Here is a 16,839-nt window from a genome sequence, read left to right as displayed (position 1 = left end):
TATCTGTTATCGGTCTGTTAGACACATTGTTTCCATTATAGCGAAATCGTCATTCGCTTTCAATGACGGTTTCAAACGCTGTCGAAATTTGTCAGTCCCATGAAGAACTGAGCAAACGCAGTCCGTTCAAAATGACGAGAATCGTTGACCCTTCATGACCGACGACGGCGAACGGCATGACGAGCAACTCGAAGATGTTCGTCGCGATCAAAACGAGGATGACGCCGAGGGCGAACACGACGTTCTGCAAGACGATCCGGTTCAATTTACGAGATTGCTCGATCGCTGAACTCAAGCGGACGAGGTCGTTTTTCATGAGGACGACGTCAGCCGTCTCGAGTGCGGCGTCGGTTCCTTCGCCCATGGCGATCCCGACATCTGCTGTCGCGAGGGCTGGGGCGTCGTTGATGCCGTCGCCAATCATCCCGATCGTGCCGTACTCTTGTTTTAACAGCTTGATTTGTTCGACTTTCTCTTCCGGGAGGCATTCGGCGATGTAGCGGGTCAAACCCGCCTCCGTCGCGATGGCGCGTGCGGTCGCTTCATTGTCGCCTGTGATCATGATCGTCGCGATTCCGAGATGGTTCAAGCGCTCGATTGCTTGTTTGGCTTCCGGGCGTAACGTGTCACGCAGTGCGAATGCACCGATCGTCTGCTTATCGTCACTGACGAAGACGAGTGTGTGTCCGGCGGCTTTTAACCGCTCGACATCTTCGCGGTAGAAGTCACCGCTCCGGTCGGCGAACTTTTGTTTACCGACCCGGTAGGAAGTGCCGTCAATCGTCGCCTCGATGCCTGAACCGGTGATGTCTTTAAAGTGGTCCATGTCTCCCGTATGTTTGCCCGTGAACTTGACGAGAGCCTCGGCGAGCGGGTGCATCGAATGTTCTTCGATCAAACTGACGACGCGATAAACGTCTTCTGCTGCCATGTCAGGATGAACCAACGCCGTTTGGACGACCGGCTTACCGATTGTGAGTGTTCCGGTCTTATCGAATGCGATCGCTTTGAGGTGTCCCATGTTTTCGATGTGGACACCGCCTTTGAACAAAATCCCGTGTTTAGCGGACGAGGCGATGGCGGCAAGCGCGGCCGGTGTGATCGCCGCGACGAGGGCGCACGGTGAGGCGACGACGAGCAGGATCATCCCGCGGTATATGCTCGTTTCGAGCGACCACGAAGTGAGAACGGGACCGAGCAAGATGATGGCCGTGACCGAGATGAGCACGATCTGGACGTATCGTCCCTCATAGCGGTCGATGAACTGGGCCGACGGTGATTTTTCTTCTTGGGCTTGCTGCACCATCTGAATGATTTTTTGGAACAACGTCTCGGTGGCGAGTTTCGTCACGGATAACGTGAGCACCCCGTTCAAGTTAACACTTGAACCGAACACTTCGTCGCCGACGGTCCGATCGACCGGAATCGATTCCCCGGTGATGGCTGCTTCTTCGACGGAGGCGGTCCCGCTCAAAATGCGCCCATCGACCGGGATGCGTTCACCCGGCCGGACGTAAATCCGGTCGCCGACTTTTAAGTCATCGATGTGGACGACTTCGAGACCGCCGGCTGCATCGAAACGGGTCGCTTGTTCCGGTTGGAGTTCCATTAACGATTCGAGCGCACGCTCGTTTTTGTTCAGCGTGTAAGTCTCGAGCGCGCCGGACAAGGCGAAGATGAAGATGAGGATCGCGCCCTCCATCCAATAGCCGATCGAGGCGGCGCCGATCGCCGCGATGATCATGAGTAGCTCGACGTTCAATGAACGGGTTTCCCACGTATCGGTCAGTCCTTCTTTGGCTTTGGCATAACCGCCGATCAAGAAGGCGCTCAAGTAGAGCGTGACGTATATCCAAGGGGTTCCGCCTTGTCTTTCTGTGAAATATGCGAGTACAATCAATACACCGCTGATGAGCGCCATGATGAGCTCGATATGTTCGAACCAGTTTGCCCGTTTGAAGACGTGGCTTTTTTCTTGTGCAGTAGTTGCGTGTACGTTCATAGTAGGCACCTCTTTCTAATTGAGAATATATATCAGTTAAATGATAATGACTGAGGATGATTATCATTATCTTTTGTTGTTTTAAAGGGTTTTACATCCGTTTTCTTCATGTCTCTTATTTATAATGATTATCATGTGAGTCTATTTTATCATCATTTATAACAACTCACAAACTAAAAGATTAAGGAGATTTCGTGTCATGCAAAATATATTTCAACGCTCTTGGAGCGTCACGCTGTTGGCGTTGTTCAACACGTTTTTATGGGGGAGTGCTTTCCCGTTCATTAAATTAAGTTATGAGGCGTTAGACATCGGAGCAGGCGAGTACGGCCAACAACTGTTCTTTGCCGGCGAACGGTTTTTACTGGCCGGTATTCTGTTGCTTGTGATCAGCCGGCTCGTCTTCAAGCGGCCGATTCGATTAAATCGGGAAAAGTTGAAGGCATACGCACATTTAGGGGCGTTCTTGACGTTTTTGCAATATCTGTTCTTCTATATCGGATTGTCCATCTCGACCGGGGTGCAAGGGTCGATCATCGCCGGCTCGACATCGTTCTTTCAAATGGCACTCGCACATTTCCGCTATGAAGATGATCGGTTGAACCGGTTGAAAGGCATCGCGCTCACTCTCGGCTTCTCAGGGATCGTCATCGCGAACTGGCCGACAGCAAGCTCGGAAATCGGTTTTGGAATCGGTGAAATCCTCCTCATCTTGGCGATGGTGTCTGGCGCGTTCGGGAACCTGGTCGCGAAAGATTACTCGCGACATCATGACGTCGCCCCGATGACCGCTTGGGCGATGGTGATCGGTTCGCTCGGCCTGTTGATCGTCGGATTTATCCTTGACCCAGGAGGCGTGTTCTTGCCTTACACGGTGAAGACGCTATTGTTCCTGTTATACCTCGCATTGTTATCAGCGATTGGTTTCACGTTGTGGAACACGCTCATGAAGCACAACCCGGTGAGCCGGGTGTCGCTCTATATGTTCTTTGTTCCCTTGTTCGGCGTCCTGTTATCGAGTTTACTGCTCGGTGAGACGATTCCTTGGAACGCGCTCGTCGGGTTACTATTCGTCATCGCCGGCATCTACTTGTCAACGTATTTTCAAGGTCGTCGTCGGCCGGGCGGCTCTGCCGCGAAATGAGTTCGAGGTACAGTTGACGGAAGTTTATTCTCATGGCAAAATATATTAAAAATTCTGATAATTTTTCAGTTATGAATCGGTCTTCGTTGTAAAGACTTGCGTACGACAAGTTAACAGAAGGGAGGGTTTGTGCCATGACGAGAAATTTGATTGTCCGAAACATCCTCGTGTCGCGCCAACCGCGAGACGAGTACGTCAAGTACGTGATGAAGTGCGTGAGTCGCGGATTGAAAGAACATCACGACCAAGTCGATGTGCGCGCCGTCAGGCAAGGCGACGACATCCAGACGAAGTGGCAAATCAATGACCGCGTCATCGAGGTGACGCTCAAGTCCGACGTATTGGCATCGCTCGATACGGAGCCGTTCGCTCTCGATGAGGTGTTCATCCGGGCGTTCGAACGAAATGATGTGAGAGTCGGGCCACCAAACGAATGACAAATGAAAAGGATGAATCTCCGAGGAGACTCATCCTTTACTTATGCTTCGATCGGTTTGGCTTTTGACGTGAACAGGCTGATCGACAGGATGCCGAGTATTAAGGCGTACATGAGGAAATATACTTCTTTAGGCAACGCGACCCAAAAGGCACCGATCATCGGACCGCTGATCGATCCGACACTGAACGAGATGCTGTACAGCATGTTGCCGGTCGGTAAGAGTGAGCGGGGCAACACTTCCGTCATATGGGCGAGGCCGAGCGAATAAGTAGAACCGAGTCCGGCACCGGCCAAGGCGAACAAAACGAGCAACCACAAATAGTTGTCGACGGCGAGGTTCGCGAGGGCGAACAAGAGCGTACCGAGCGTCAAGACGATTTGCAGGACGCGTTTCTTCCCGAAGTGATCGGCGAGCCGTCCGAGCGGCAACTGGACGATGATGGACGCGACGATGAACGTCGTGATGAGCGTGCTCGTCTGCGCGAGCCCGATGTCGTTACGGACGGTGAAGATCGGCAAGTTCGCATTCAGGCTCGCTTCAAGAAAGCCGTATGTAAAAGCCGGAAGCAGCGTGTACCCGGCACCGATCAAGACGAGGCGGATGCGTCCGGTCGAATCCGTCTTCACTTTCTCCGCTTCGGGGTACTCGTTGTCGACCTTGAAGATAAGGAAGAGTGATCCGAGACAGAAGAAGATCAAGACGAGGAACGGGAGCCAAAAGTGAATATCGACGAGCGGGGCGATCAACGGACCGACTGCAAACCCGAGACTGAACGACATCCCGTAATACGCCATCGCCCGGCCGAGACTCCGCTTCTCGCTCACCGACGTGACCCACACTTGCGAGCCGTAGTGAAGCGCTGAGTCCCCGAATCCGATGACGAAGCGCATGACGGCCCACATGAGCAGTGACGGCCAAAGCGGTAAAAAGAACGTGGCGAGCGCCGTCAACACGATGCCGAGCACGATTGTCGGGCGGAATCCGTATTTGCGGACGAACCGTTCGAGTAGCGGTGCCGAGACGATGATGCCCAAATAGAGCATCGTCGCGTTCAGTCCGTTCAGCCAGGCCGGGTTGCCGTCACGTTCGATTAATGTGGATAGTAAAGGGATGAGCGCCCCTTGAATCAAGCCCGAAATAAAAACGACGAGCAATAAGATCGAAAAACGAAACCGTTCCATAGGTCACCTCACATACAAAAATAAAAAGCTGAGAGGACTCAGCTTTTTGGTTCATCAATCGGTTGAGGAGTATGATTTATTTGTAACAACTCATCGTCCCAACTGCCTTGACTGAACACTTCATCATGGTCTACTTTGTCCGAAACGAATGCGGCTGTCAATAAGATGCTGAGCACGCCTCCGAAAATGATGATTCCCATGACGGTAACGATGAACACATAGATCGCTGTCATCATCGAACACCTCGATTCGTTTTATATACTAAATATTTCCCGAATCGAAATAATTAAAACGAGTGGGCGACACGTTGTCTAAAGTCGACTGTCGGATAGTACGCTTGTTTGACGAGTGCGTTCGGTCCGAGGCATTTGACGGCGGGACAATGGCACGACAGTGTGGCGTTCAACGCGCTGTTCGTCCATTGATCGTACGCGTCTTGGAACGACGTATCGTACAACGTGCCGAGTGTGCCGAGTTCGTCGCCGAAGTCGGTGACGATGATCTGACCGTCAAAAATGTTCGTGTTCAACCGGGAGCGTCCGTCCGGGTCGTTGCGGACCGTCACGTTTTTCGCAGTCGAGAGTCGCCGCAGTAAGGCGCGGTCGGCTTCTGAGTCCGAGCAGGCGTAAAACGGCAACGTTCCAAACAGCATCCAGACGTTCTCGTCCCGAATGTCGAGTACGTCATGGATAGCTTGACGGATCTCGTCGAGAGAGGCTGACTCGAGCGCGCTAGCGAAGTCTGCGGGGTACATTGGGTGCAATTCGTGGCGTTGACAACCGAGCGAGACGATTTCCTCGTGAATCTCTTTTAAATGGGGGATCGTCCGCTTGTTGATCATCGTCTCGGCCGATACGATGACCCCTTCGGCCGTGAGGGCTCGGGCATTGTCCTTCATCGTCTGAAGCATCTTGAGCCGAGCGGATTCGCTCGGCTTGCGGTCCATCATCGCGAAACCGCCCTCTAAGAAATCAGCGTCCGTTCCCCAATTATGAGAAATGTGCAAAACGTCGAGGTAAGGGGTAATAAGATGATAGCGAGATAACGGCAACGTCAAGTTCGAGTTGATCTGTGTGCGGGCACCGCGCTCCTTAGCGTAGCGTAGAAGCGGGACGACATAGTTTCGAACTGACTTCATCGACAGCATCGGCTCACCGCCCGTGATCGAGAAGGCGCGCAAGTGCTCGATCTCGTCGAGGCGCGAAATCAACAGTTCGAGCGGGACCTCGGGTTCTTCCGTTTGATCGAGCATATAGCCGACCGCACAATGCTCGCAGCGCATATTGCATAGTTTCGTCGTCGTCACTTCGACGTTCGAGAGAACGAGTCGACCGAACTCGGTTTGATCGAGATACGCTTCCCACGGATCGAACGTCGTCGAGATGTTTTGCATGTGGATTCCACCTTTTTATCAAGTTACACGAAATAGTATGCTATAATAACAACTCTTTGTCACTAAGCGAAGGAGCGATCATGAGATGGGTAAATCACGAACAGATACGGCAGGAAAAATGAACGTGTTAAAATCGAGAACGGAGTTACTGTGCTTATCAGTCAACACGTTAGACGAATTCACGACGCCAGAGGATTTGCATCGATTGTTAGCTGATATTGATTCCTTACGTGCGAAAGTCGTACGTTACGCCAAAGATTTAGAACAAGTATCTCGAAAGGATGAAACACATTGAAATTGATCGTAGGAGAACGTGCAAGCACGAAAGCAGAACGGTTAGGCATTAACGGGGAGGGCATCGCGATGATCAATCGGATGGTCATCTTTATCCCGAACCTGTTACCAGGGGAACGAGCCGATATCGAAATCACGCGCATCGAACGAAACTATGCCGAGGCGCGGGTCACGAAGCGACACAACGACTCGCCGGACCGGGTTAAACCGCCGTGTCCAATTTATGACGAATGTGGCGGTTGCCAGATTCAACATATGAGTTCACGTCTGCAAATGGACTATAAAGAAGACATCGTCCGCAACGCGTTCCGTCAGAAGACGAAGTTGAACGTCGATAAGTCCGATATCCGTCCGACGAAAGGGATGGAAAACCCTTGGTACTATCGTAATAAGTCCCAATTCCCGTTGTCAGTCCAACGCGGCGAAATCGTCTCAGGCCTCTACAAGCCGAACTCGAACGACCTCGTGCCGATCGAGCACTGCATGGTGCAACAACGTGATACGACGAACGTCAACAACGCCATCGTCCGTATTTTGAACGAGCTCGACATCCCGGTCTATGACGCGAGACGTGACGTCGGTTTTGCCCGGACGATCGTCGTCCGTTCAGGTTACAAGACGAACGACGTTCAAGTCGTTCTCGTCGTCGGGAGTGAGGACGTACCGAACTTGGATACGCTCAGCGACCGCATCATGGAATTGCCGAACGTCGTCTCGTTCCATATCAACATCAACTCGAACCGGTCGGGCGTCATCTTCGGTTACCGAACGGTCCACATCGCCGGTCAAGATAAGATGGACGAGCAGCTAGACGACGTGCATTACCACTTGTCGCCACGTGCTTTCTTCCAACTCAATCCTGCCCAAACCGAAGTCATGTACCGTGAAGTCGTCGAGGCGGCCGGTCTGACTGGTGAAGAACGCGTCATCGATGCGTACGCCGGTGTCGGTTCAATCGGACTTTGGCTCGCACCGCACGCGAAAGAGATTCGCGGGATGGAAGTCGTACCTGAAGCGGTTGAAGACGCAAATGCTCACATGCGTGAGAACGGCTACAATCATGCGACATACGTCGAGGGGCGCGCTGAACATTGGATTCCGCGCTGGGTGAAAGACGGGTGGATTCCTGACGTCATCGTCGTCGACCCGCCGCGAACAGGTGTGGACCATCAGCTCCTAAACGCGATGATTTCTTCGAAAGCGAAACGGATCGTCTACGTGTCATGTAACCCGCAGACGCTCGTGCGCGACGCGGATCAACTCATGAAAGCCGATTATAAGGTCAACTACGTCCAACCGTACGATATGTTTCCGCAAACGGCTCACGTCGAATCGATTGTCGTCTTCGAGAAAAAGAAGAAGAAAAAATATTGACGGGACCGTGAAAACGCTTGTAAAGAAAACGTTTTCACGTTATAGTTCAGATGTCAGACTTCTTTTTTAAATTCAAGAAGCGGAGGAACATTCAATGATTCCACATGAAAAAGTTCAAGAGCTCGTTCATAAGGCGATTGACGCGCGGTCGCGCGCATATACACCTTACTCGAAGTTCAACGTCGGTGCCGTCGTCATCGATGAGACGGGTAAGGAAATCTTAGGTTGTAACGTCGAGAACGCGTCGTACGGTTTGTCGATGTGTGCGGAACGGACTGCCATCTTCAAGGCGGTGTCGGAAGGCAGCAAGTCAATCGACACGGTCGTCGTCGTCGGAGACACGGACGGCCCGATCTCGCCATGTGGCGCTTGTCGTCAAGTCATCGCCGAGTTTGCGAGTGATGACTTCACGTTGATCTTGGCCAACATGGCCGGTGAGACGAAAGTGATGACAAAAGAAGAGATGCTGCCATACGGCTTCTCGCCAAAAGACTTAACATGAAAATAAGGATGCGGACAACTTTGTCCGCATCCTTATTTGTTGCCGTCATATTTTTTCTCGCTGACTGAGTCGTCTTTTGAGTGGCGCTTTCGTTTCTCGTCTTTCACTTTTTGATTCAGCTCTTCGACCGGGATCGGGTCGACCGTCTCCATGCCTTCTTGGTCAAAGATGCTCTCTTTGTCCGTATCGACGGCGTCCGGATTATCGAACGGTCGTTTTGACGGTTGTTCCTGCTTCTTCATCTCCATCGCCTCCTTCTTTGAGTGTTATTCCACTTCCGTATTTTGTGTAAACGCTTTAGAAAAGTGTTTCAAGTTTCGGGAACAGTGGAATTATCTGTGCATAGTGACTAAGGAGGGGTATTGGATGGATAAGAAAGTATTGATGGGGATCGTGCTCGGTGTGGCTGGTGCTGCACTCGTCGCGCCGAAAGTCGCAGCGCTGTTGACGCAAGACCAAGAGGATAACACGTGGAGCAAGATGGACAAGATGGAAAGTGTCGATTCCGATAAAGACGAGGCGGAAGCAGGGTTGACGCAACTCGACTCGAATCATCGGGCCGAGTGGCAAGCGAACGGGTTCCCGCAGACACACGCCGAACGCGAGCGGCTCATGAACGAATCAGATGATGCCTATAAAGGCAAAGATATTTAAAAAGAGGCAGCCGCGGCTGCCTCTTTTATATGTCTTCATCGTCTGGCAAGAGCGGCAAAGCAAGCGACACGGTCGTGCCGCTGCCGACTTCGGACGTGAAATGCATCGAGCCGCCATGGCGTTCCATAATGTGCTTGGCGATGGCGAGCCCGAGTCCGGTACCGCCGTCTTCACGCGTCCGCGATTTGTTGACGCGGTAGAAACGTTTCGTCAATTGATCGAGATCCTCTTTCGGGATGCCCCGGCCTTCATCGCGAATCTCGGTGATGGCATAGTTCTCTTCCGCGAACGTCCTCACATGGATCGACCTGCCGGCATCCGTGTAACGAAGAGCGTTATCGAGTAAGTTTCCGACGACTTGTTCGAGGCGATCGTGATCCCCGAGGATGATGAGGTCGAAGTCGAGATCCGCTTCGATGGTGACACCTTTCGCGCGCGCGATCGGTTCAAACCGGTATAACACGTCTTCGAGCACTTGTGAGTACACGACCGGTTCTTTCGTCATCGGATACGAATCGCGTTCGAGCTGGGCGAGGTCGAGCAGATCGTTGACGAGTCGTTGCAACCGTTCCGTCTCGTTCTCGATGATGTCGTAATACTGGGCTTGCGTCTTCTCGTCGAGCGTCGGGTCTTGCAGCATCTCGGTATACCCGCGAATGTAAGACAGCGGGGTCCGGAGCTCATGGCTGACGTTAGCCAAAAATTCTTTGCGCTGCTCCTCGACGAGTCCGAGAGACTCGGCCATCCGGTTGAGCGTCTCGGCCAAGTCACCGATCTCGTCATCGGAATCGATCGGGATGCGGTGCGAGAAGTCACCTTTGGCATACACTTGGGAAGCGCGTTTCATTTGGATGAGCGGTTGAATGATCGTGTCGATGATTTGCGTCCCGAAAATGAGCAAGTTGACAATCATCAAGATGAGCAAGAACGTGATCATCAGCCGGATCGGTTGGAACGGCTCACTGATTTTGCTCAGCTCCATATAGAGGATGAGGGCATTATCGAGTTCGCCGTCACGGATGAGCGGGAACGCGGACATGAGAATATCGACATCCTCGGTCGGGTGCTTGCGCGTGACCGAGATGGCGTAGCCGTCTTGCAAACGAGCGAGATCTTGTTCGCGTAAAAACGTCTTCCCGGAGCCGAGACTATCTTCCCGTACGGACGAGAGGAATACTTTCGTTTCGGTCAGTTCATTCGTGTACGTCATGCTGTCAGCGAACGCGTCGGAGAAGCCGTCCGCCTTATAGATGGTGACGAGTTTCTCCCCGCGGTTGATCAGTAGTTCTTCTTGCGTCTGAATGTAAAACTTGTCGTACAAGTAAAACGTCATGATGATGAACACGAACGCAGAGAAGAGGCTGGCCGTCCAGATGGTGATCCAAATCCGCTTCCGGATCGTGTATTGCTTCATACGTTCGCCTCGAACTTGTAGCCGATCCCCCAGACGGTCTGGATGTAGCCACCGGCTTCGCCGAGCTTGAGACGGAGCGTTTTAATGTGCGTGTCGACCGTCCGGAGGTTGCCGTGGTATTCGGTACCCCAAATTTGGTCGAGGAGCTGTTCTCGAGAGAACACTTTGTCTTCGTTTGTGATGAACAAGTAGAGGAGGTCGAACTCCTTACGCGTCAAGTTGACAGTTTTGCCTTTCACGCTGACGGCGCGGCCTTCGATATCGATTGATAAGACACCGGCGTCGAACGTGGCTTCTTGTTCTTTTGAGAAGTTGTGCGTGCGCCGAAGTGTCGCTTCGATTCGGGCGAGCAGTTCGCGCGGGCTGAACGGTTTTGTGATGTAGTCGTCCGCGCCGATCTTCAATCCGTGAATCCGGTCGAGTTCTTCAGACCGGGCCGTCAGCATGATGATCGGGACGTTCGAGAACTCACGGATGCGCATGCAGGCGGTCAGACCGTCAAGCTCGGGCATCATGACGTCGAGTAAGACGAGGTGGAACGACTGTTCTTTTAACAAGTCGATCGCCTCAAGGCCGTTTGTTGCGGTGACCGTCTCATAGCCTTCTTTTTCTAAATTGGAAACGAGCAAATCGCGCATCTGCTCCTCATCGTCGGTTACTAAGATTCGAAATACTGGTTCTATCATCTGGCATTCTCCTTTACAAACCGGTTAACGAAGGATGTGATAATTCCCTCATACTTCTATCATACCTATCTCTTCGAATTAGAACAGAATTATTCATTGTCGTAAAGTTGTCCTCAACAAATCCACACAAAAACGCCACAAAAAAGCCAATTCTTTGTCAGAATTGGCTTATGCTTCGAGTTGGGCTTCGTACGAATGATCGAACTCAGGCGCATGAAGTGAATGCAAGTACAGCTGGAAGCTCGACTTCGACACTTCATACAAGACGTATTCGACGTCACCGCTATTAATTTCTGCTAACAAATCGGGCCGGATCTCGTCGGCGCAAAACGCATAAGGAAGTTTTGCCGCCGCCGCGATCGAACGCTCATTTGCTTTGCGAATCTTTAAAAATACACTCTCAATATCAAGGTCGAAGAACAGCTCTGAGAAGAACGTTTCTTTCGCGACTTGATTGTAACCTTTCCCATGGTACGGTTTGCCAAGCCACGTACCGAGGAAGCCGTAACCGGTTTCCACATCGAACAAGCTGATCGTCCCGATCGGGGTACCGAACTCGTTCGTAATTGTACGTGAGATGATGTTTCCTTGCTCTTCTAGCTCGATGATTTGCTTCGTGCTAAATAAAAACTCGTCAAAGTGGACCGTCTTTTGACGGACATATGGAAAGACATCTGGGTGTTGCATCAGTTCGAACAACTCCGCGCAGTCGGTAAGCTCACGAAATTTGAGCACCAAACATTCCTCCTCCTAGTTCAGACCGCTGAAGAATAGTTGTAACGAAAGCATACTTCTGGCTACGTTGTTCGAACTTGCCTTGGCTGCTCTCTTTTATGAGTTACAAGATTATTTTATAGACTTTTTTTGAAAAAGCAAGCAAATAAAATGTAACTTCACAAAAAAAATAAAAGAGCGCTTTCACGTCTGGGGTTACTCACATTTCATGATGGGTTTTCGAGCGATCCGTCGAGTAGACGATACGGCCGTCGACGATGGTCATGATCGGCTTCGACATGTAGTCGAGCGGGAAGTGACTCCACAAGACGAGGTCGGCGTCTTTGCCGACTTCGAGTGACCCGACGCGGTCATCAACCCCGAGTGACTGGGCCGGATGGATCGTGATGGCGCGCAGGGCGACGTCGACCGGAAGGCCTTCACGGGCGGCAAGACCGGCGCAAAGATTCAAATATTGGACCGGGGTATATGGATGGTCGGTCGTGATCGAGACGATCATATCGTGTTCATGCAAGATGCGGTACGTCTCCCACGTTTTGTTTTGAAGTTCGATTTTAGACTTACGGGTGAACGTCGGTCCGACGGTGACATGTTTGACGCCGAGTTCACGCAACTTCTCGGCGACGAGATGACCTTCCGTACAGTGCTCAATCCGGTAATCGAGATCGAACTCTTGAGCGAAGCGGACGACCGAAAGAATATCGTCGGCACGGTGGGCGTGGACTCGGACCGGCATCTTCCGGTCGAGCGCGAGTTGGATCATCTGACTCCCGAACGTGCCGATCGTCTTCGTCGAATCGACGGTCCGGAACGCCTCGCGCAGTAGTCCCATGATGCCCATGCGGGTCAACTCACCGGATTTCCCCATACTGTGGACGCGCTTCGGGTTTTCGCCGAGAGCAAGTTTCAAGCCGGCGTAACGGCGCAATACCATATCCTCGATAAAGCGACCGTGCGTTTTAATGACGCTCGTCACTCCGCCGATGACGTTCATGCTGCCCGGCATGACTTGGACCGCCGTGACACCGGCCATGAGCGCTTCACGGAAGCCTTCATCGAGCGGATAAACCCCGTCGATGGCCCGTGCGTGCGGTGTCATCGCTTCGACCGTCTCATTGGCGTCATTCCCGACGGAACCCGTCCCTTCGTCATACAGTCCGAGATGGGTATGGGCATCGATGAAACCGGGGAACAAGAAGTTGCCTTCCGCCTCGATGACGGTCTCGCCGTCCGTTGGGTCTAACAAGTCCGCCATTTCGATAATTTTTCCATCTTTTATGCGAATGTCCCCGTAAAAGTTTGGCGCGGTGATCGGATAAATATGGGCGTTACGAATTAATAGATTACTCACGAGCTGTCTCCTCTCAAGTCAAATGCAGTAGTTGTTTTAGTGCGGGTTCTAACGTCTCATAGCGAAAACGAAAGCCGTGATTGAGCGCTTTTGTCGGGACGACTTTGGCACCTTCGAGTACGATCACGCTCTTTTCGCCGAGTACGAGTTTGAGGATCGGGGCCGGAGCCGGAGCCCAGTGTGGACGATGCATCACTTGTCCGAGCGTCTTCCCGAATTGGTCCATTGTCACCGGTGTCGGCGCCGTCCCGTTGACCGGTCCATGCATCGAATCGGTCTCGATGATGTAGACGAATAAGCGGACGAGATCGTCTATGTGGATCCAAGGGACCCACTGTTTTCCGGAACCGAGCCGTCCGCCGGCACCGAGCGTGTAGGGCAGCTTCATGAGCGGGAACGCGCCCCCGTCGTTTGACAAGACGACACCAGTTCGCATCGTGGCGAGACGAATGTCCATATCGGCGACGGGCGCGATTTCTTTCTCCCACAAGACGCAGACGTTTCCTAAGAAGTTGGTCCGGTCCGGGAGCGGTGTCGATTCCGAGTAAGTGATCGACCGGTCTTCGCCGTAAATGCCGATTGCTGATCCGCTGATGACAACGTCCGGTTTCTGCTTCATGTTTTTGATGATGCGAACGACTTCTTTCGTCCCATCGATACGGCTTTGGAGGATGGCTTGTTTTTGTTTGTGCGTCCAGCGTCCGTCGTTAATGGAGGCTCCTGCCAAGTGGATAAAGGCGTCGACATCTTGGAGTTCGGTCTCGGGATGGCTGTCTGGCGTCAACCATTCGACGAACGAGATGCCTCCTTGACGTGGGCGCGGCTGGCGCGTCAAGACGACGACTTGATGACCGGCCTCGGCTAGCGCCCGAACGAGCGGCCGGCCGATCAATCCGGTACCACCGGTGATTGCAATTTTCATGTGAATCCCTCCATTATTCTTGAAGCGTTTTCAAATCGGGTATGATAACGGTAAATACAATAGCTAATTAAATAAATACCCTTTCTTTTAACTTATCAAAAATCCTTCTGAAAAGGGGAACGTGATATGTTAGAAGCAGGAAAAGGAGGGGGTTTCATGAAAATCAGCAAGTTTACGGCTCAAAAGAAAAATAAGGACCGCTTGAACGTCTTCATCGAGAAAGATGGGCAAGAAGAGTTCGCGTTCGCCATCGATTTAGACGTCTTCATTAAATATGGATTGACGAAAGGGATGGAACTTGAAGACGATTTTGTCCGTGACGTCCTCCAAGCCGAAGAGGAACAGAAAGCATACAAAGCAGCCGTCAATTATTTATCGTACCGAATGCGTGCCGTTTCAGAGGTCCGCGACTATCTCGTGAAGAAAGAGATAGATGAGGCAGCCATCAAGCGCGTGATTGACAGATTGATTGAACAACGCTACTTGAACGATGCTGAATTCGCCAAAGCCTACGCCCAGACGAAGTTTAACACGAGTCCGAGCGGGCCGGGCAAAATCAAGCGGGAATTGGTCCAGCTTCGAATCACACCTGAAATCATTGAAGAGGTCATCGCTGCGATCTCGCACGAAGACCAGCTTGAGAAAGCAGGAAAGTTCGTAAATAGGAAACAATTGGAAACAAATCGCCGTTCCGCCACAGAAGTGCAACAAAGAATTCAACAAACCCTGGTGCAAAGAGGATTTTCGTTTGATATCATTTCAGAGGCGATCCTTACGTTTTGGGAAAACGAGGATGAGGACGTCGAGCTTGCAGCTTGCTTGAAGCAGGCTGAAAAACTGAGTCGGAAGTACAACGGGTATGCCCCATATGAGCGGAAACAGCGCATGAAGATGCAGCTTCGGAGCAAAGGATTTCCGTATGAGGTGATTGACCGGACTTTAGAACGACTCGCTGAACAAGAGACATAACGGGAAATTCATTTACGGCAGGGGAAAAAATCTGAAAAGGTGGGTCTACATTGACGATTTTTGAATGGATTACAGCACTTGTGCCAATTTTGGCTGTGCTTGTATTATTGGTTATTATGCGTTTACCAGCATCGGTTGCGATGCCACTCTCGCTCCTGTTGACGGCGCTACTTGCGTTCTTCGTCTGGGAACTTGATGCAAACCGCATTACAGCGGCGGTGTTACAAGGAATCGTCATCGCGATCACGGCAGCATGGATCGTGTATGGCGCGATCGGGATGATGAATACGATGAAAGAGGGCGGCGGCATGAACGCCATCCGTTCCGGTTTTGTCACCATCACACCGGATCCGCGGATTCAAGTCCTCATCGTCGGCTGGTTGTTCGTTTCGTTCATTGAAGGTGCTTCAGGCTTTGGGACACCGGCGACGGTGGCGGCCCCGCTATTGATCGCACTAGGTTTCCCGCCGATTGCGGCTGTTGTCATCGCCTTGTCGGCCGACGTATCAGCCGTCACGTTCGGTGCAGTCGGGACACCGGCTTTGATCGGGATTGGTAACGGACTCTCGCTCGATGTGAGCAAACCGGAATCAATCGAATTTTTAACAAGTGTCGTCTTACAGACGGTATTGATCGATATGCTCGTTGGTCTTTTTATCCCGTTCATTTTGATTTTGATGCTGACTCGATTCTTTAGTAAAGCGAAGTCGGTCAAACCTGCATTCGAAGTACTGCCGATTGCCCTCGTGGCGGCTCTCGTCTACAGCGTTCCGGCTTACATTTGGACGCTCATCCTCGGATTTGAATTTGGGGGCATGCTCGGTGGCTTGACCGGTCTTGTGATTCTCGTCGCGATGGCACGAAAAGGTATTCTCATGCCAAAACGGATTTGGACGTTTGACGGTTACGCCGACGAGCTCGACCAACCGGTTGAACAGCCGACAGTCGGGAAAGGGAAACGTGAACTTCCGCAGTGGAAAGCATGGGCCCCTTACTTGATTTTGACGATCTTCCTCATCTTGACACGGACGGTCCCGTTCTTGAACGAGTTGACGCGCAGTGTCCGGATCGACCTCCCGAACATTTTAGGAGTAGAAGGAATCTCGACGTCGTGGGAGCCGTTCTATTCACCAGGGTTCATGTTCATCTTGACGATGATTGCGACGTTCTTCTTACACAATATGAGTTGGTCGCAAGTGACGTCGGTCTTTAAAGCGACGACACTCGGCATCGGCGGAACGTTAATTACGCTTGCGGCGTCAGTTCCAATGGTTCGAATCTTTATCCATTCAGAGAATGGCGGAGCAGGACTCGCATCGATGCCAGTCGAACTCGCGACGGCTGCAGCGGACACGTTTGGTGGCGTTTGGCCGCTTGTCGCGCCGTGGATCGGGGCGCTCGGAGCGTTCGTATCGGGATCGGCCACGTTCTCGAACATGATGTTCTCGAGCTTGACGACGAATGTCGCCGATTCGGTCGGGATGAGTGAGACGCTCGCCTTGTCGATGCAGATGGCCGGCGCGAACGCTGGTAACATGATCTGTGTGCTGAACGTCGTCGCGGTCGCTTCGGTAGCAGGTCTGCTCGGTAAAGAAGGAACGATTATTCGCTACACGCTCATGCCGATGATCTACTATGTGACAGCAACAGGGATCGTCGGGATGATTCTCGCGACGTTCTTCTTAAACTGAAACAAGTTACAATATTTTTACAAAAAAATATTGACAATTTTCTGAACAGTCTGCTAAGGTTTTAGTAGATTTTCAAACTATGAAGAG

At 51.9% G+C, this 16,839-nt stretch carries 18 protein-coding genes; 8 read left to right on the top strand and 10 right to left on the bottom strand.

The window, feature by feature from the left end:
• Positions 1-91 precede the first annotated feature (91 nt).
• Positions 92-2,002: a heavy metal translocating P-type ATPase gene (locus EVJ29_RS10350; protein ID WP_131465664.1), complete on the bottom strand. Its 1,911-nt coding sequence runs from the start codon at positions 2,000-2,002 to the stop codon at positions 92-94.
• A 199-nt stretch (positions 2,003-2,201) separates the two neighbouring features.
• Between EVJ29_RS10350 and EVJ29_RS10345 the strand changes: the two genes are divergently transcribed.
• Positions 2,202-3,146, top strand: coding sequence for a DMT family transporter (locus tag EVJ29_RS10345; RefSeq protein WP_131441097.1), 945 nt, complete (start codon positions 2,202-2,204; stop codon positions 3,144-3,146).
• Positions 3,147-3,280: 134 nt separating this feature from the next.
• Complete coding sequence (locus EVJ29_RS10340) at positions 3,281-3,583, top strand: hypothetical protein (RefSeq protein WP_016510464.1); 303 nt, start codon at positions 3,281-3,283, stop codon at positions 3,581-3,583.
• Between the two features lie 41 nt (positions 3,584-3,624).
• Here EVJ29_RS10340 and EVJ29_RS10335 read toward each other — a convergent pair whose 3' ends face one another.
• From EVJ29_RS10335 to yfkAB, 3 genes are read right to left on the bottom strand one after another with little or no spacing between them, the layout of a single operon-like run.
• Positions 3,625-4,767, bottom strand: a complete 1,143-nt coding sequence (locus EVJ29_RS10335) for an MFS transporter (RefSeq protein ID WP_016510467.1) — start codon at positions 4,765-4,767, stop codon at positions 3,625-3,627.
• Between the two features lie 38 nt (positions 4,768-4,805).
• Positions 4,806-5,000, bottom strand: coding sequence for a hypothetical protein (locus tag EVJ29_RS10330; protein WP_233589689.1), 195 nt, complete (start codon positions 4,998-5,000; stop codon positions 4,806-4,808).
• A gap of 53 nt (positions 5,001-5,053) precedes the next feature.
• Positions 5,054-6,160, bottom strand: a complete 1,107-nt coding sequence (gene yfkAB, locus EVJ29_RS10325; protein ID WP_071399171.1) for a radical SAM/CxCxxxxC motif protein YfkAB — start codon at positions 6,158-6,160, stop codon at positions 5,054-5,056.
• 85 nt (positions 6,161-6,245) lie between these two features.
• Between yfkAB and EVJ29_RS10320 the strand changes: the two genes are divergently transcribed.
• From EVJ29_RS10320 to cdd, 3 genes are all read left to right on the top strand, one after another.
• Complete coding sequence (locus tag EVJ29_RS10320; protein ID WP_016510454.1) at positions 6,246-6,455, top strand: hypothetical protein; 210 nt, start codon at positions 6,246-6,248, stop codon at positions 6,453-6,455.
• Positions 6,452-7,828: a 23S rRNA (uracil(1939)-C(5))-methyltransferase RlmD gene (rlmD, locus tag EVJ29_RS10315; protein WP_070328938.1), complete on the top strand. Its 1,377-nt coding sequence runs from the start codon at positions 6,452-6,454 to the stop codon at positions 7,826-7,828. The genes EVJ29_RS10320 and rlmD overlap by 4 nt, the downstream gene beginning before the upstream one ends.
• Before the next feature lie 94 nt (positions 7,829-7,922).
• On the top strand, positions 7,923-8,330 hold the full coding sequence (gene cdd, locus EVJ29_RS10310; RefSeq protein WP_131443918.1) for a cytidine deaminase: 408 nt from the start codon (positions 7,923-7,925) through the stop codon (positions 8,328-8,330).
• Positions 8,331-8,362: 32 nt separating this feature from the next.
• Here cdd and EVJ29_RS10305 read toward each other — a convergent pair whose 3' ends face one another.
• Positions 8,363-8,572 carry a hypothetical protein gene (locus tag EVJ29_RS10305; RefSeq protein WP_070328939.1) on the bottom strand — a complete coding sequence of 70 codons (210 nt, stop codon included), beginning with the start codon at positions 8,570-8,572 and terminating at the stop codon, positions 8,363-8,365.
• Between the two features lie 124 nt (positions 8,573-8,696).
• Between EVJ29_RS10305 and EVJ29_RS10300 the strand changes: the two genes are divergently transcribed.
• The gene (locus EVJ29_RS10300) at positions 8,697-8,984 is read left to right on the top strand and encodes a hypothetical protein (protein WP_070328940.1); all 288 of its coding nucleotides are present in this window, start codon (positions 8,697-8,699) and stop codon (positions 8,982-8,984) included.
• A 25-nt stretch (positions 8,985-9,009) separates the two neighbouring features.
• Here the strand turns inward: EVJ29_RS10300 and EVJ29_RS10295 are convergent, their stop codons facing one another.
• The 5 genes from EVJ29_RS10295 to EVJ29_RS10275 form a co-directional block, all read right to left on the bottom strand.
• Positions 9,010-10,398: a sensor histidine kinase gene (locus EVJ29_RS10295; RefSeq protein WP_070328941.1), complete on the bottom strand. Its 1,389-nt coding sequence runs from the start codon at positions 10,396-10,398 to the stop codon at positions 9,010-9,012.
• A complete protein-coding gene (locus EVJ29_RS10290) occupies positions 10,395-11,084 on the bottom strand; it encodes a response regulator transcription factor (protein ID WP_070328942.1) in 690 nt (229 codons plus the stop codon). Before EVJ29_RS10290 ends, EVJ29_RS10295 begins: the two co-directional genes overlap by 4 nt.
• A gap of 168 nt (positions 11,085-11,252) precedes the next feature.
• A complete protein-coding gene (locus EVJ29_RS10285) occupies positions 11,253-11,819 on the bottom strand; it encodes a GNAT family N-acetyltransferase (RefSeq protein WP_070328980.1) in 567 nt (188 codons plus the stop codon).
• Positions 11,820-12,018: 199 nt separating this feature from the next.
• Positions 12,019-13,170 carry an amidohydrolase gene (locus EVJ29_RS10280; RefSeq protein ID WP_070328943.1) on the bottom strand — a complete coding sequence of 384 codons (1,152 nt, stop codon included), beginning with the start codon at positions 13,168-13,170 and terminating at the stop codon, positions 12,019-12,021.
• 13 nt (positions 13,171-13,183) lie between these two features.
• Positions 13,184-14,092, bottom strand: coding sequence for a TIGR01777 family oxidoreductase (locus tag EVJ29_RS10275; protein ID WP_131505084.1), 909 nt, complete (start codon positions 14,090-14,092; stop codon positions 13,184-13,186).
• A gap of 156 nt (positions 14,093-14,248) precedes the next feature.
• Between EVJ29_RS10275 and recX the strand changes: the two genes are divergently transcribed.
• Together recX and EVJ29_RS10265 are read left to right on the top strand one after the other, a co-directional pair.
• Entirely contained in the window at positions 14,249-15,061 is an 813-nt protein-coding gene (gene recX, locus EVJ29_RS10270; protein ID WP_236633507.1) for a recombination regulator RecX, read from the top strand.
• Between the two features lie 50 nt (positions 15,062-15,111).
• Complete coding sequence (locus EVJ29_RS10265) at positions 15,112-16,752, top strand: L-lactate permease (RefSeq protein WP_131505082.1); 1,641 nt, start codon at positions 15,112-15,114, stop codon at positions 16,750-16,752.
• The last annotated feature ends 87 nt before the right edge of the window (positions 16,753-16,839 follow it).

The sequence above is a fragment of the Exiguobacterium sp. SH4S7 genome, assembly GCF_004336795.1.
Lineage (GTDB): Bacteria > Bacillota > Bacilli > Exiguobacteriales > Exiguobacteriaceae > Exiguobacterium > Exiguobacterium aurantiacum_A.
Note: the sequence above shows the minus strand (reverse complement) of the source record. Positions and strands in the feature narration are given on the sequence as shown.

What these genes read in the sequence shown, in the direction of transcription:
- EVJ29_RS10295 (WP_070328941.1), bottom strand. Translation starts at nt 10,398, where the DNA reads ATGAAGCAATACACGATCCGGAAGCGGATTTGGATCACCATCTGGACG.
- EVJ29_RS10275 (WP_131505084.1), bottom strand. Translation starts at nt 14,092, where the DNA reads ATGAAAATTGCAATCACCGGTGGTACCGGATTGATCGGCCGGCCGCTC.
- EVJ29_RS10300 (WP_070328940.1), top strand. Translation starts at nt 8,697, where the DNA reads ATGGATAAGAAAGTATTGATGGGGATCGTGCTCGGTGTGGCTGGTGCT.
- EVJ29_RS10305 (WP_070328939.1), bottom strand. Translation starts at nt 8,572, where the DNA reads ATGAAGAAGCAGGAACAACCGTCAAAACGACCGTTCGATAATCCGGAC.
- yfkAB (WP_071399171.1), bottom strand. Translation starts at nt 6,160, where the DNA reads ATGCAAAACATCTCGACGACGTTCGATCCGTGGGAAGCGTATCTCGAT.
- EVJ29_RS10350 (WP_131465664.1), bottom strand. Translation starts at nt 2,002, where the DNA reads ATGAACGTACACGCAACTACTGCACAAGAAAAAAGCCACGTCTTCAAA.
- EVJ29_RS10330 (WP_233589689.1), bottom strand. Translation starts at nt 5,000, where the DNA reads ATGACAGCGATCTATGTGTTCATCGTTACCGTCATGGGAATCATCATT.
- EVJ29_RS10340 (WP_016510464.1), top strand. Translation starts at nt 3,281, where the DNA reads ATGACGAGAAATTTGATTGTCCGAAACATCCTCGTGTCGCGCCAACCG.
- EVJ29_RS10320 (WP_016510454.1), top strand. Translation starts at nt 6,246, where the DNA reads ATGGGTAAATCACGAACAGATACGGCAGGAAAAATGAACGTGTTAAAA.
- recX (WP_236633507.1), top strand. Translation starts at nt 14,249, where the DNA reads ATGAAAATCAGCAAGTTTACGGCTCAAAAGAAAAATAAGGACCGCTTG.
- cdd (WP_131443918.1), top strand. Translation starts at nt 7,923, where the DNA reads ATGATTCCACATGAAAAAGTTCAAGAGCTCGTTCATAAGGCGATTGAC.
- EVJ29_RS10345 (WP_131441097.1), top strand. Translation starts at nt 2,202, where the DNA reads ATGCAAAATATATTTCAACGCTCTTGGAGCGTCACGCTGTTGGCGTTG.
- EVJ29_RS10335 (WP_016510467.1), bottom strand. Translation starts at nt 4,767, where the DNA reads ATGGAACGGTTTCGTTTTTCGATCTTATTGCTCGTCGTTTTTATTTCG.
- EVJ29_RS10290 (WP_070328942.1), bottom strand. Translation starts at nt 11,084, where the DNA reads ATGATAGAACCAGTATTTCGAATCTTAGTAACCGACGATGAGGAGCAG.